Consider the following 13,203-nt stretch of genomic DNA (forward strand, 5'->3'; position numbering starts at 1 on the left):
GGACAGGCAAACGGTACCCCGCGCCACCGACACCGGAGCCCGCCCCACACCGCGCCTACACCAGATCTCGTGCCAGGTCACGGGGCCGGAGCATGTGCAAATGGGCCCCGTCACCTGGCAGTATTCAGGTATGCCCGAATTGCCGCTGGTCAGCAGGCCGACCGCCGTCCCGGGCTGGCTGGCCCGGATCGGCCTCGCCTACGGCGTCGTGGGGCTCAGCGTGGTGCCCGTGCTGGTCCTGGGCGCCCTGGTGACGTGGTGGATGCAGTCCTGGCGGTGCGCCCAGCAGGAGTGGGGCTGCCTGGAGCAGGGCATCACCATGTGGGCCGGCCTGGCGATCCTCGCGGCCGTGCTGCACATCGTCGTCGCCATGCGTGTCGGGCTCGGCGTGGTGCACGGCCTGGTGGTCGTCGCGGTCGCCGCGGTGTCGGCCAACGTGGCCCCCGCGCTCGGCGCGTGGCTGCTGCTCGCGGCGGGTCCCGCGGTCGCGGCGATCCTGACGGCGTCGGGCCCCAACCGCCGCCAGCGCCTGGTGCTCGTGGGCTTCGCCGTGATGCTCCTCGTGGGCATGGTGCTGGTGGGCTGACGCCCGCCGACCTAGCCTTGGTCCCGTGGACCAGCCAGAACCGGCCGACCGACGGGGATACCCGGTCGAGTGGGAGGCCGACGTCGTGCTGCGTGACGGCTCGACCACGCACGTGCGCCCCATCCGGCCCGACGACGCCGACGCGCTCCAGCGCTTCCAGATGGCGCAGTCGGAGCGCTCGACCTACCTGCGGTTCTTCGCGGCCCTCCAGCGCATCCCCGACCGGCTGCTCACCCAGCTCGTCACGGTGGACCACGTGCGCCGGGCGGCGCTCGTCGCGGTCCGGCCGGGCACCGAGCACGCCGAGGACATCGTGGGGGTCACGCGCTACGACGTGACCGACGACCAGCCCGGACGCCGCACCGCCGAGGTCGCGTTCAACATCGCCGACGCCCTGCAGGGGCAGGGCCTGGGCTCGGTCCTGCTGGAGCACATCGCGGCCGCCGCGCGCGAGCGCGGCGTGCACCGGTTCATCGCCGAGGTGCTGCCCCAGAACCGTGCGATGCTGGGCGTGTTCCGGGAGGCGGGCTACGACGTCGAGCAGCACCTGGACGACGGCGTGGTCACCGTCTCGGTGGACCTCGACCCCACCGACCGGTCCCGCGAGGTCATGGCCGACCGCGAGCACCGCACCGAGGCCCGCTCCATGCAGGGCCTGCTCTCGGCGCGCCGGGTGCTCCTGGTCGGGCCCACGGGCGCCGCCGGGCCCGCCGATGCCGCCGAGGACATCGACCACCTCCTCGTCGCCCGCGTCCGTGAGGCGTACGCCGCCGACCCCGGCGACACCGAGCTCCTGGTGCTCGGCGACGACGTGACCTGGGCGGACCTGGAGAACGGGGCCACGATCGACCTCGCCGTCGTCGCCGCCCCGCCCGACGAGGTGATCGACGCCGTCCGCCGCCTGCGCGGCACGGGCGCGCACGGCGTCGTCGTGCTCTCGGCGGGCTGGGCCGAGACCGGGCCCGCGGGCGTCGCCCGCCGCCGGGAGCTGCTGCGCACCGCGCACGGCGCCGGCATGCGCGTGGTGGGCCCCGCGAGCTACGGCCTCCTGACCAACGTGCCCGGCGCGAGCCTGCGCGCCAGCCTCGCGCTCACCACCCCGCGCCCCGGCCGGGTCGGCCTGTTCAGCCAGAGCGCGCCGACGGCGGTCACGGCGTCCGAGACGGTCAAGCGCCGCGGCCTGGGCCTGTCCACGCTGGTCTCGGCGGGACACCGGGCCGACGTGTCGGGCAACGACGTGATGCAGTACTGGCAGGACGACCCGCACACCGACGTCGTCTGCCTGTACCTGGAGACCCTCGGCAACCCCCGCAAGTTCTCGCGCATCGCCCGCCGCCTCGCGCTGGTCAAGCCCGTGGTCGTGGTCGTTGCCGGCCGGCACGGGAGCGTCGTGCCGCCCGGTCACACGGTGCGCGCCACGCGCGCCCCGCGCCGCATGCTCGACGAGGTGCTGCGCCAGTCCGGCGTGATCCGCGCGGAGAACACCCACCAGCTCATGGACGTCGCGCAGGTGCTCGCCCACCAGCCGCTGCCGGCGGGCGGCCGGGTCGGGATCCTCGCCAGCTCGCCGTCGCTCGCCGCGCTCGTGGCCGACGCCGTCGCGGCCGCCGGCCTGACCGTCGTCGGCCCGCCGGAGCCGTTGTCCGCGGGGGCGCCGGACGACGAGATCGCCGCCGCCGTCGACGCCCTGTACGGGCCCGACGCGTGCGACGCCGTGGTCATGGTCTCCGTGCCCGTGGTGCTGCCGCGCACCGACGCGATGGCACGCGCCGTCGCGCAGGCGGCCGCGCGCACCGGCCGCACCACCGTCGTCAGCGCCCTGGGCCTGCACGGCATGCCCGACCAGCTCGCGGCGACCGTCCCGGAGGGGCTGCCCGGCGCGGGCGACGAGATCCGTATCCCCGCCTTCTCCACGCCCGAGGACGCCGTCTGGGCCCTGGGCGAGGTGGTCCGCTACGCGCGCTGGCGCGCCCAGGACCACGGCACGCCCGTGCGCCCCGCGCTCCGCGAGGGCGTGTCCGACGGCGTGGCCCGCACCCAGGCGCGCACGCTCGTCGAGTCGCTGCTGGGCCGCCACCCCGAGGGCACCGTGCTGGACCAGGACGCCGCGACCGAGCTGCTGGCCTGCTACGGCCTGACGCTGTGGGGTTCGCGGAGCGTGCGCACGCCGGGCGAGGCCGTGGCCGCCGCACGCGACCTGGGCTGGCCGGTCGCGCTCAAGGTCGCCTCGCCCGCGCTGCGCCACCGCGCCGACCTGGGCGGGGTGCGCCTCGACATCGCCGACGCCGAGGACCTGGCCGAGGACGCCGAGCGGATGCTCGCCGCGGCGTCGGCCCTGCTGCCCGGGACGGACCCGGTGCTGGAGGTGCAGGCCATGGCGCCCACGGGCGTGGCGTGCGTGGTGCGGTCGGTGGAGGACGAGCTGTTCGGCCCGGTGGTCTCGTTCGGCGTGGCGGGCGACGCCGTGGACCTGCTCGACGACGTGACCCACGGCGTGCCGCCGCTGACCGACGTCGACGTGGCACGCATGGTGCGCGGCGTGCGCGCCGCCCCGCGCCTGTTCGGGTACCAGGGCGCGCCCGCGGCCGACGTCGCCGCGCTGGAGGACGTGCTGGCCCGCGTCTCGGTCATGGCGGAGGACCTGCCGGAGCTCGCCTCGGTGGAGCTGTACCCCGTCGCGGTCGCCGAGCGGGGCGCCTCGGTGCTGCACGCGACGATCCGCCTGCGACCCGCCGAACGACGCACGGACGCCCTGCGCAGAGCGCTGCCGGGCTAACGGCGCGACCCGCTCTCGTGGGATGATTCGCCTGTGCCCCATGCCCCTACCGATGCCCGTGACGACCTGACCGCCCACCTGCACCGGGCCGGCTACTACCCCGAGCTCGTGGCCGACGTGCTCGACGTGGCCCTGGCCGGCGAGGAGGTCGTGGCCCACCTCGTGCAGGCCGAGACCACCTTCGACTCGGAGGTGCGCCGCCACCTCACGGTCCTGGTGCTGACCCCGACCCGCCTGGTCACCGCGCACGTCGACGACCACACGGGGGAGGACCCGGCGCGGTCCGGCTCGGCGTCCGCCACCACCGAGGTGGTGCCGGTGCGCGAGATCCGCTCCGTGGCGCTCACCCACGTGATCGCGGACCCGGCGCAGTACCCGCAGCGCGGGGCCACGCGCGAGGTCACGCTCGCCGTGGGCTGGGGCGCGGTCTCCCGCGTCGACCTGGAGCCGGCCTCGTGCGTGGACCCCAACTGCACCGCGGACCACGGCCTGACCGGCCAGGTGACGCCCGACGACGTCGTGGTCCGCGTCTCCGGCGAGGCCGAGGGCGACGCCGCGGTCCGGGCCGCCGTCGACTTCGCCAAGGCCCTGTCCCGGGCCACGTCTGCGTGAGCGCCCCGCAGCTTCCCGAGGGCCTGGTGGCCCCGTCCTACGACACCGCGAGCCTGGCCGCGGTGCTCCCCGCCGCGGCGGGCGCGCTGGGCCACGACCTCACCACGGCCACGGGCCTGACCGCGGCGGGTTGCCGCGCGGCCCTCGGCCTGCCCGACGCCGACCGCGTGGTCGTGGTGCTCGTGGACGGCCTCGGCATCCGCAACCTCGCCGAGCGCGGGGGACACGCGCCGTTCCTGCGGGGCCTCCTGCGCGAGCGGGACGAGGCGGCCGCGACGCTCACCTCCAGCTTCCCGTCGACGACGGCGGCCGGCCTGAGCATCCTCGGGACCGGCACCGCGCCAGGCCGCACGGGCATGCTCGGCTACACGCAGCGCAACCCCGAGACCGGCGCCCTGGCCGCGGTGGTGCAGTGGCGCGACCTCGGCGACCCCGCCGACGTGCAGCGCGAGCCCACGGTCCTGGAGACGCTCGCCGCCGCCGGCACGCGCGTGGTGGCGCCCGGCCCGCGCAAGTTCGCGGGCTCCGGCATGAGCCAGGCCGCGCTGCGCGGCCCCGCCCACGTGGCCGCCGAGACGTTCGAGCAGCGCGTGGACGCCACCGTCGCGGCCCTGCGGCGGCCGGCCGACCCGGTGGGCACCGGGCAGAGCCTCGTCTACCTGTACCAGGGCGACGTGGACAAGACCGGCCACGGGTTCGGCTGGGACTCCTGGCAGTGGGGCGACGCCCTGGAGGCCACCGACCAGGAGCTGCGCCGCCTGGTGCGCAGCGTCCCGCGCGGCACGCTCGTCCTGGTCACGGCCGACCACGGCCAGATCAAGGCCGACCCCGCCCTCCAGTGGGACGTCGCGACCGACCCGGCGCTGCACCCCGGCGTCGCCCTCGTCGGCGGCGAGCCCCGCGCCCTGCACGTGTACACCGAGCCCGGCACCGACCCGGCCGACGTCGTCGCGCGCTGGACCGAGCGGCTGGGCGAGCACGCCCTCGTGGTGCCCCGCGACCGGGCCGTGGCGGACGGCTGGTTCGGGCCCGTCGCCGAGCACGTGCTGCCCGCTATCGGCGACGTCGTGGTCGCGATGACCGGCGCCGCCACCGTCGTCGACTCCCGGGTGCACTCCGCGAACGCCCGGGCCATGCCCGGCGTGCACGGCTCCCTGACCCCGCACGAGATGCTCGTGCCGCTCCTGACCGCGATCTCCTAGGAACCACCCGTGGCACAGCTCGTCTTCTTCTCCGGGACCATGGACTCCGGCAAGTCCACCCTGGCCCTGCAGACCGACCACAACTTCCGCGCGCGCGGACGCGAGGGCCTGATCTACAGCCGGGGCGACCGCGCGGGCGCCGACCGGGTCTCCAGCCGGCTGGGCCTGGAGGTCGCCGCCGTCGAGGTCACCGACGACACCGACTTCCTCGTCGAGATCGGCGCCCGGCGCGCCGCCGGCCAGGCCGTCGACTACCTCGTGTGCGACGAGGCGCAGTTCTACTCGCCCGCGCAGGTGGAACAGCTCGCCCGGCTCGTGGACGAGATGGAGATCGACATCTTCGCGTTCGGCATCACCACGGACTTCCGCACGCGCCTGTTCCCCGGCTCGGCCCGGCTCGTCGAGCTCGCCGACCGCGTGGAGCTGCTCCAGGTGCAGTCGCTGTGCTGGTGCGGCGCGCGCGCCACGCACAACGCGCGCACCGTCGACGGCATCATGGTCACCGAGGGCGAGCAGGTCGTCATCGGCGACGTCGGCCTCGGCGAGGTCGCGTACGAGGTGCTGTGCCGCCGCCACCACATGCGCCGCATGACGGCGCTGACCGCCCGCCGCCGGTCGGCGGACGAGTCCCTCTGGGGCTAGACCCCGGCGCTAGACCTCCGGCCGCGAGCCGAACACGATCTCGTCCCAGCTCGGCACCTGCGCGCGTGACTTGCGGCCGCGCTTGGGCGCGTTCCGCTTGGCGACGGCAGGCTCCTTGTCGGGCGCGTTGGCCGGCTCGGGCGCCGGGGCAGGCTCGGGCTCCGGCGGGGTCTCGTGGTCGGCCGGCGGAGTCGGCGCAGGAGCCGACGGCGACCCCGGGCCCGGGATCTCCCACTGGCTCGGGGCCTCCCACTCCAGGTCGGCGGGGGAGTCCGGCACCTTCACCGACGGCATCTTCGGGCGCGACCCGTGGCGCCGCGCGCCGATGTCGACGACGGCGGCCGGCTCCGACGTGGGCCCGGGGGCCTCGTCCGGGCTCGCGGCCGAGCCCGTGCCCGGGCTGGCGGAGCTGCCGTCCAGGTGCTCGAGGTCCAGCAGGTCGGGCAGCCCGAGGTCCGGGGCGGGACGGCGCGAGGGCCGCTGACCGCGCCGCTCGGACAGGTTGTCCAGGAGCAGGTCGGTGTCGTCCGGCTCGGGCGGCGCCGGCCGGCCCGGGCGCGCGCCGAGCCGCGCCGGCGGCAGGGCGGACACCCCGGCCAGCTCCGGGCCGTCGTCGTCCTCGGGCAGGCCGAGCCAGCGGGCCTCGTCGTCGAGCGCCGTCACGAAGCCGCCGCGCGGATCGAGGGACCAGCGGCCCAGCCGCGGTCGCTCGCCCGCGACGAACTCGACCTGGACGATCCAGGGGTGCGTGCCCTCCCGCGTGGCGGTCCACGCGGCGTCGTCGGGCCGCACGCCGCGCGAGCGCAGCCGCTCGTCGGAGACCTCGCCCAGCGTGGTGGCCGTGTCGTCGTCGTTCAGCACGGCCTTGGCGCGCACCCGGGAGATCGCGTGCTCACGCTCGGAGATGACGGGGTACTCGAAGCGCCGCACGTGCTCCACGGGCAGGCCCGAGGCCTCGGCGAGGGCCTCGCAGGTCTCGCCCGCGCGCAGGCGCGCCTGGATCTCGCGCGGACGCAGGGTGGACTCCTCCTGGGCGCGGATCGACTCCATGCGCGGACGGTCGCCCCGGAGGGCGGCGCGCAGGGCGTCGGTGATCGGCAGGGTGCTCTGGGTGCCGTCGCGCGCGGCGAGGACGAGGCGTTCACCGTCCTCGTGCAGCCTCACCAGCTCCAGCTCGTCCATGCCAGTCCTCCCGGGGTGGTCCTGTGTGCCGAGCCTGCCACCGAGCGGGGGCGGCGCGGCGCAGGCGCGTCGGTGTGCCGCCGGATCGTAGCCCGCGTGCGGGTGCGGCAGGATGGGCGCGTGATCTCACCCGCACCGCACGAGCTGCCCGACGGCGTCACCGTCACCGAACTCCGCGATCTCGCCGTCCGCCTCGCGACGGCCGCCGGGACCCTCGTGCGGGAGGGCAGACCGGAACGGGTCGAGGTCGCCGCCACCAAGTCGAGCGAGGTGGACCCGGTCACGGTCATGGACCGCGCGTCGGAGGACCTGCTGCGCGAGATGATCGCCGCCGAGCGGCCCGACGACGCCATCCTGGGCGAGGAGGGCGACGACGTCCCCGGCACGAGCGGCCTGACCTGGGTGCTCGACCCGATCGACGGCACGGTGAACTACCTGTACGGGGTGGCCTCCTGGGCCGTGTCGGTGGCCGTGGTGGCCGGCCCGCCCGAGCCCGCCTCCTGGACCGTCCTGGCCGGCTGCGTGCACAGCGTCGCCGACGGGCGCACCTGGTCGGCCGGGCTCGGCGAGGGCGCCACGCGCGACGGCGCGCCCGTCCACGTGGGCGCCCCGGCCTCCCTGAGCACGTCCCTGGTGGGCACGGGCTTCGGGTACGACGCCGGACGCCGCCGGGAGCAGGCCGCTGTGCTGGCCCGCGTGCTCCCCGAGATCCGCGACATCCGCCGGCTGGGGTCGGCCGCGATCGACCTGTGCCTGCTCGCCGACGGCTCGCTCGACCTGTACTACGAGCGCGGCCTGAACCCGTGGGACATGGCCGCGGGCGTCGTGGTGGCCACCGAGGCGGGCTCCGTCGTGACCGGGCTGCGGGGCCGGCCGGCCGGCAACGCGATGACCGTCGCCGGTCCCGCCGGGCTCGTCGAGGAGCTCGCCAGGATCCTGGAGGAGGTCGACGCCGACGGCGCCGGCGGGGTAGATCGCGGGTGATCTTTTATATGACACACCCCCGCAAGGCTGGTCACTGCTGACCAAGGCCAAAAGGCCGAAAACGGGCCGTTCTTGCAGGTCAGAGCATACGTGACCGGGGTTACACCGGCAGATGTAGCGCGCCTGACAGAAATGGTGCACAATCCGTGGGCCGACTCGGGAACAAAACCGGGGCCGTGTGCATTATCTGCGCGTACACCCGCTCGCGACCGCTGTTCGACGGCGCTGGCGGGGTCCCGGCCGGGGCGGCGTCGAACCCCCGGATGTCCCGAACCCTTCCGGCGCGACCACCTATCGACGGAGAACACCACATGGCAACTGACTACGACGCCCCGCGTAAGAACGACGAGGATGTCGAGCAGGACTCGATCCAGGAGCTGCAGGCACGTCGTTCTGACAAGTCCTCGGGCGTTGTGGACGAGGACGAGACGGAAGCGGCCGAGGGCTTCGAGCTCCCGGGCGCCGATCTGTCGGGCGAGGAGCTCGCCGTACGTGTGCTGCCGCGTCAGGCGGACGAGTTCACGTGCTCGAGCTGTTTCCTGGTGCACCACCGCAGCCAGCTGGCCTACGAGAAGGCCGGCCAGATGATCTGCACGGAGTGCGCTGCCTGATTTCTGCCAGGCCTTAGGCACTGACGACACGACCGGGCTGTCATGCGGAGCATGGCAGCCTTCGTCGTGTCCGGGAACAGCGTGGCGGCAAAGGCTCAGGCTCTGCCGGTCTGCCGGTCTGCCGACTGAGCCTGCGGTTCCGCTCCTGATCAGTCGGTCAGAGCCTTGACCAGCAGCTCCGGCCGGCGGGTGGAGACGAGCCAGTAGGGGGTTGGGTCGGCCGGGTCGTCGACCGCGACCCGCACCCCGGTCCGGGCCCACGCGCGCAGGCACACGTAGGCGCGCGCGTCGAGGCCGGGGCCCAGCTCGTGCCGCATGGCGGCGACGTCCAGGGCCTGCGCGGCGCCGAGCAGCGCCACCGGGATCCGGGCGGCCCCGGCGCGCAGCACGCCGTCGGAGACCTCCACCACCGGCGAGGACACCGCCAGGGCGACCGCCGAGCCCACGCAGACCAGCAGGCCCACGACCACGGCCGTCACCGAGTGCACGGGCCACAGCGCGATCGCCGCGATGGCGCCCAGACCGACCGTACCGAGCCAGCCGCCGGGACCGGGCAGTAGGCGCTCGTGGAAGGTGAGGGTGGTCGCCGTCATGGACACATCATCCCAGCCCCGGGCACTGCCCGAGCACTCTTGCGGCGGCGCGGGCCCAGGTGGCGTACTCTTCCGGCGTGCCCACCCCTGAGCCAACCCCTGACGGCAGCACGGTCGACGTGCTCATCCGCCTCCTGGACGACGTCCCTCTCCCGTCCTACGCGCATCCCGGCGACGCCGGCGCCGACCTGGTGACCACGGTCGACGTCGAGATCCCGCCGCAGGGGCGGGTGCTGGTGCCCACCGGGGTGTCGATCGCGTTGCCGGACGGCTACGCGGCGTTCGTGCACCCGCGCTCGGGGCTCGCCACGAAGCACGGGCTGACGATCGTGAACGCGCCCGGCACGGTGGACGCGGGCTACCGCGGCGAGATCAAGGTCACGCTGCTCAACACCGACACCACGCAGCCCGTGAAGCTGCTCCGCGGCGACCGGATCGCGCAGCTCGTGATCCAGAAGGTCGAGCGTGCGCGCTTCCTGCTGGCCGAGGCGCTGCCCGGCTCGCACCGGGGCGAGGGCGGCTTCGGCTCCAGCGGCGGTTTCGCCGGACGCTGAACGCGTGTCCAAGTCAGGCCCTGACAGGTCTAGGCTGTAAGTAACGAGCGGATAACGCCACCCGGCGGAGCAATCGCGCGCGGCCGGTGACGGCGAGCGTCCGGCGAGCCGCCGGGCGGGCAACGGAAGAACGACGAAGGAGTGTGGCTGTGGGTCTGTTCAGCCGACGAGGTACGGCGGATGAGCCCGCCTCGGTCGAGTGGGCGTCGGTGGAGGCCGAGCAGCAGAAGCGGCCCCACGGACCCTTCGACCGCTCCCAGGTGGACGAGATGGGCCCCCGGGTCGATCTCGGTGCGATCTGGCTGCCGGTGATGCCCGGGCTCGAGCTCCGCATGGAGATCGACAAGAAGACGCAGAAGGTGACCGGCGTGACGGCCGCGCTGGAGGGGTCCAACCTCCAGATCCAGGCCTTCGCCGCGCCCCGCACCGACGGGATCTGGGACGAGATCCGGCACGAGATCGCGCAGTCCGTCAGCGGGCAGGGCGGCATCGTGGACGACGTCCCCGGCGTGTTCGGCCGCGAGCTGCTGGTCCGCATGCCGGTGACCGGCCCCGACGGGCAGTCCGGCCAGCGGCCGGCGCGGTTCGTGGGCGTGGACGGGCCCCGCTGGTTCATCCGCGGCGTCCTCGCGGGCCGGGCGGCGCTGGACGCCGAGGCGGCCAAGCCCCTGGAGTCCGTGTTCGCCAACATCGTGGTGGTGCGCGACCAGAGCCCGCGCCCGCCGCGGGACCTGCTGCCCCTGGCGCTGCCGAAGTCGGCGCGCAAGGATGGTGCACAGCCGGCACCGGAGCCGGCCGGCCCCGAGAACGCGGCACCGCAGATGTCGGACTTCAACCCGCTGCGCCGCGGTCCCGAGATCACCCAGATCGGCTGACGAGGTGAACCACTGATGTCGCTCCGATCGGCGCTCGCGTCCCGCATCGCGGCGACGCTGGCGTCCAACGAGGAGGTCAGCGACACCGCCGAACGTGCCGACGCCTCCAAGAACGTCGGCTGTGCGGCGGTCACGTCGCTGCCCCCGCGGTCCCGCGGCAAGGTCGCGGGCGTGCTGCGCTCCGTGGTCCTGCGCCCGCGCGAGGGCGTGCCCACCCTGGAGGCGGAGCTGTTCGACGGCTCCGGCGCGCTCGACCTCGTCTGGCTCGGGCGCCGCACCATCGAGGGCATCGAGCCCGGCCGCCGCATCCGCGTCGAGGGCATGGTGTGCGACGTCGACGGGCGCCGCACGATGTTCAACCCGAGGTACGAGCTGAGGCCCCGGCCGGGCGAGGCACAATAGCCCCCATGAGCGATCCAGCACGTCATGACGTGCCCCCGCACGAGCAGAACCAGCAGCACCAGAACGAGCAGAACGACCACGCCCAGACCCCCGCGCGCGGTATGCGCGCCCTCGCGGGCGAGGAGTTCTCGGCCGCGCAGGCCGTAGGCGGGGTGCGCGGCCTGGTCGAGGCGGTCCTGCCGGGCCTGGTGTTCGTGGTCGCGTTCGTGATCACCAACGACCTGACCGTCCCGCTGATCGCGTCGGTCGTCGCCGCGCTCGTGCTCGTCGTGGCGCGCCTCGTGCAGCGCACGCCGGTCACGCAGGCCCTCGGCGGGCTGCTCGGTATCGCCGTCGGCGTGGTGTGGGCCTGGACGTCCGGCGACGCGGAGGACTACTACGCGGGCGGCCTGCTGCTGAACGCCGGCTACCTCGTGGTGCTGCTCGGCACGATCCTCGCGCGCCGCCCCGCCGTCGGCTACGTGGTCGAGGCGCTGCGTGCCGGCCTGACGCCGGAGGCCGTCAAGGCCGACGCGGACCGCCCGGACGACCAGCCCTCGGCGTTCGCCGCGCTGACCGCCTGGCGCTCCGACCCGGCCAAGATGCGCATGTACTCGATCGCCACCTGGCTCTGGGTGGGCCTGTTCGCCCTGCGCCTGGCCGTCAAGACGCCCCTCTACTTCGCGGGCGACGTCGCCTGGCTGGGCACGTTCCACCTGCTGCTGGGCGTGCCGCTGTGGGCGCTCGTGCTGTACCTGACCTGGTACGTCGTGCGCCGGCCGAAGGCCCCGGCGCAGGCCTGACGCCGCGCCCGGGCCCGGCCGGTCAGCCCTTCGGCACCAGCAGCTTCTGGAGGGCGTCCGTGTCGGCGTCCGCGCCGGCGACCAGCAGCAGCTCGTCGCCGGCCTCCAGGGTGTCGTCCGGGCTCGGCACCAGTGGGCGGCCGTCGCGCACGATCGTCGAGAGCGTGACGTCCGCCGGCCAGATCACCTGGCCCACGCGTGTCCCGGCGACCCGGGAGTCGGCGGGCAGCGTCAGCTCCAGGATGTCGGCGCGCGACTGGCTGAAGCTGAAGATCTTCACCAGGTCGCCGACGGCCACGGCCTCCTCGACCATCGCCGTCATGATGCGCGGCGTCGAGACCGCCACGTCCACGCCCCAAGACTGGTCGAACATCCACTCGTTCTTCGGGTTGTTCACCCGCGCGACGGTGCGCGGCACCCCGAACTCCGTCTTGCCCAGCAGGGAGAACACCAGGTTCACCTTGTCGTCGCCGGTGGCGCCCACCACGACGTCGGCCTGCTCCAGCTCGGACGCCTCCAGGGCGGGCAGCTCGCACGCGTCCGCCAGCACCCACTCCGCCTCGGGGACCTGCGAGACCCGCATGGCCGAGGGGTTCTTGTCGATCAGGGTGACCTCGTGGTCGTGGCTCAGCAGCTCGCGGGCGATCGAGCGGCCCACGGACCCCGCCCCGGCGATGACGACGCGCATCAGTCCTCCTCGGCGGTCGGTGCGGCGGTGAGGATGCGCTCGATCTCGGCGGACCGGTCGGCCGCCATGAGCAGGTGCAGCACGTCGTTCTCCTGGAGCACGACGTCGGCGGTGGGCAGGATCGCCGACGAGTAGCGGGTCACGAACGCGACCCGTGCCCCCGTCGCGGCCTCGATGCCCAGCACGGGGCGGCCCACCCAACGCCGGTGGTACTCGATCTGCGCCAGCCGGACGGTGCCGGACGGGTCGCGGTACTCGTCGGTGAAGCCGAGCGGCAGCATGCGCCGCAGCACCTGGTCGGCCGTCCAGCGCACCGTGGCGACCGTCGGGATGCCGAGGCGCTGGTAGATCTCCGCGCGGTGCGGGTCGTAGATGCGCGCCACCACGTTGTCCACGCCGTAGGTCTCGCGGACCACGCGGGCGGACAGGATGTTGGAGTTGTCGCCGTCGGACACCGCGGCGAACGCGTACGTGTCCTCGATCCCGGCCTGGACCAGGGTGTCCCGGTCGAAGCCCACCCCGGTGACCTTCTTGCCGGAGAAGTCCGCGGGCAGGCGCCGGAACGCGTCCGGGTTCTGGTCGATGACCGCCACGGAGTGCCCGCGGCCCTCGATCTCCTGCGCGAGGCTGGAGCCGACCCGGCCGCAACCCATGATGACGAAGTGCACGGACGGAACGCTACCGCGCCGCGGGTGACGATGGTGCGCCGGGTGC

At 74.4% G+C, this 13,203-nt stretch carries 15 protein-coding genes; 11 read left to right on the forward strand and 4 right to left on the reverse strand.

The window, feature by feature from the left end; genetic code table 11:
• The first annotated feature begins 130 nt into the window (after positions 1–130).
• The 5 genes from ACFU5G_RS01190 to ACFU5G_RS01210 are packed head-to-tail and all read left to right on the forward strand — an operon-like array spanning position 131 to position 5,818.
• Positions 131–586 (forward strand): hypothetical protein, encoded by a 456-nt coding sequence (locus ACFU5G_RS01190; RefSeq protein WP_377239922.1) that lies wholly within the window; start codon positions 131–133, stop codon positions 584–586.
• A gap of 25 nt (positions 587–611) precedes the next feature.
• On the forward strand, positions 612–3,362 hold the full coding sequence (locus tag ACFU5G_RS01195; protein ID WP_377239924.1) for a GNAT family N-acetyltransferase: 2,751 nt from the start codon (positions 612–614) through the stop codon (positions 3,360–3,362).
• A 33-nt stretch (positions 3,363–3,395) separates the two neighbouring features.
• Complete coding sequence (locus ACFU5G_RS01200) at positions 3,396–3,974, forward strand: DUF5998 family protein (RefSeq protein ID WP_377239926.1); 579 nt, start codon at positions 3,396–3,398, stop codon at positions 3,972–3,974.
• On the forward strand, positions 3,971–5,176 hold the full coding sequence (locus ACFU5G_RS01205) for an alkaline phosphatase family protein (protein ID WP_377239928.1): 1,206 nt from the start codon (positions 3,971–3,973) through the stop codon (positions 5,174–5,176). Before ACFU5G_RS01200 ends, ACFU5G_RS01205 begins: the two co-directional genes overlap by 4 nt.
• A gap of 9 nt (positions 5,177–5,185) precedes the next feature.
• A complete protein-coding gene (locus ACFU5G_RS01210; protein ID WP_377239930.1) occupies positions 5,186–5,818 on the forward strand; it encodes a thymidine kinase in 633 nt (210 codons plus the stop codon).
• Positions 5,819–5,827: 9 nt separating this feature from the next.
• On the opposite strand, the gene sepH is transcribed toward ACFU5G_RS01210, so the two are convergent.
• Positions 5,828–7,000, reverse strand: coding sequence for a septation protein SepH (gene sepH, locus ACFU5G_RS01215; RefSeq protein ID WP_377239932.1), 1,173 nt, complete (start codon positions 6,998–7,000; stop codon positions 5,828–5,830).
• Positions 7,001–7,120: 120 nt separating this feature from the next.
• On the opposite strand from sepH, the gene ACFU5G_RS01220 reads away from it, so the two are divergent.
• Positions 7,121–7,984 (forward strand): inositol monophosphatase family protein, encoded by an 864-nt coding sequence (locus ACFU5G_RS01220; RefSeq protein ID WP_377239934.1) that lies wholly within the window; start codon positions 7,121–7,123, stop codon positions 7,982–7,984.
• Between the two features lie 311 nt (positions 7,985–8,295).
• A complete protein-coding gene (locus ACFU5G_RS01225; protein WP_020014531.1) occupies positions 8,296–8,595 on the forward strand; it encodes a DUF4193 domain-containing protein in 300 nt (99 codons plus the stop codon).
• Between the two features lie 149 nt (positions 8,596–8,744).
• On the opposite strand, the gene ACFU5G_RS01230 is transcribed toward ACFU5G_RS01225, so the two are convergent.
• Positions 8,745–9,188 carry a DUF3093 domain-containing protein gene (locus ACFU5G_RS01230; RefSeq protein WP_377239936.1) on the reverse strand — a complete coding sequence of 148 codons (444 nt, stop codon included), beginning with the start codon at positions 9,186–9,188 and terminating at the stop codon, positions 8,745–8,747.
• Between the two features lie 77 nt (positions 9,189–9,265).
• Here ACFU5G_RS01230 and dut point away from each other — a divergent pair, with 77 nt between their 5' ends.
• From dut to ACFU5G_RS01250, 4 genes are all read left to right on the forward strand, one after another.
• Complete coding sequence (gene dut / locus ACFU5G_RS01235) at positions 9,266–9,742, forward strand: dUTP diphosphatase (protein WP_377239938.1); 477 nt, start codon at positions 9,266–9,268, stop codon at positions 9,740–9,742.
• 149 nt (positions 9,743–9,891) lie between these two features.
• On the forward strand, positions 9,892–10,617 hold the full coding sequence (locus tag ACFU5G_RS01240; RefSeq protein ID WP_377239940.1) for a DUF3710 domain-containing protein: 726 nt from the start codon (positions 9,892–9,894) through the stop codon (positions 10,615–10,617).
• 15 nt (positions 10,618–10,632) lie between these two features.
• Positions 10,633–11,019, forward strand: coding sequence for an OB-fold nucleic acid binding domain-containing protein (locus ACFU5G_RS01245; RefSeq protein WP_377239942.1), 387 nt, complete (start codon positions 10,633–10,635; stop codon positions 11,017–11,019).
• A gap of 5 nt (positions 11,020–11,024) precedes the next feature.
• Positions 11,025–11,801 carry a DUF3159 domain-containing protein gene (locus ACFU5G_RS01250; RefSeq protein ID WP_377239944.1) on the forward strand — a complete coding sequence of 259 codons (777 nt, stop codon included), beginning with the start codon at positions 11,025–11,027 and terminating at the stop codon, positions 11,799–11,801.
• A 22-nt stretch (positions 11,802–11,823) separates the two neighbouring features.
• On the opposite strand, the gene ACFU5G_RS01255 is transcribed toward ACFU5G_RS01250, so the two are convergent.
• Both ACFU5G_RS01255 and ACFU5G_RS01260 read right to left on the reverse strand, forming a co-directional pair.
• Positions 11,824–12,489 (reverse strand): TrkA family potassium uptake protein, encoded by a 666-nt coding sequence (locus ACFU5G_RS01255; RefSeq protein ID WP_036966638.1) that lies wholly within the window; start codon positions 12,487–12,489, stop codon positions 11,824–11,826.
• Complete coding sequence (locus ACFU5G_RS01260; RefSeq protein WP_033326392.1) at positions 12,489–13,142, reverse strand: TrkA family potassium uptake protein; 654 nt, start codon at positions 13,140–13,142, stop codon at positions 12,489–12,491. The genes ACFU5G_RS01255 and ACFU5G_RS01260 overlap by 1 nt, the downstream gene beginning before the upstream one ends.
• Positions 13,143–13,203 lie beyond the last annotated feature (61 nt).

The sequence above is a fragment of the Promicromonospora sp. NPDC057488 genome (assembly GCF_042802395.1).
GTDB lineage: Bacteria > Actinomycetota > Actinomycetes > Actinomycetales > Cellulomonadaceae > Promicromonospora.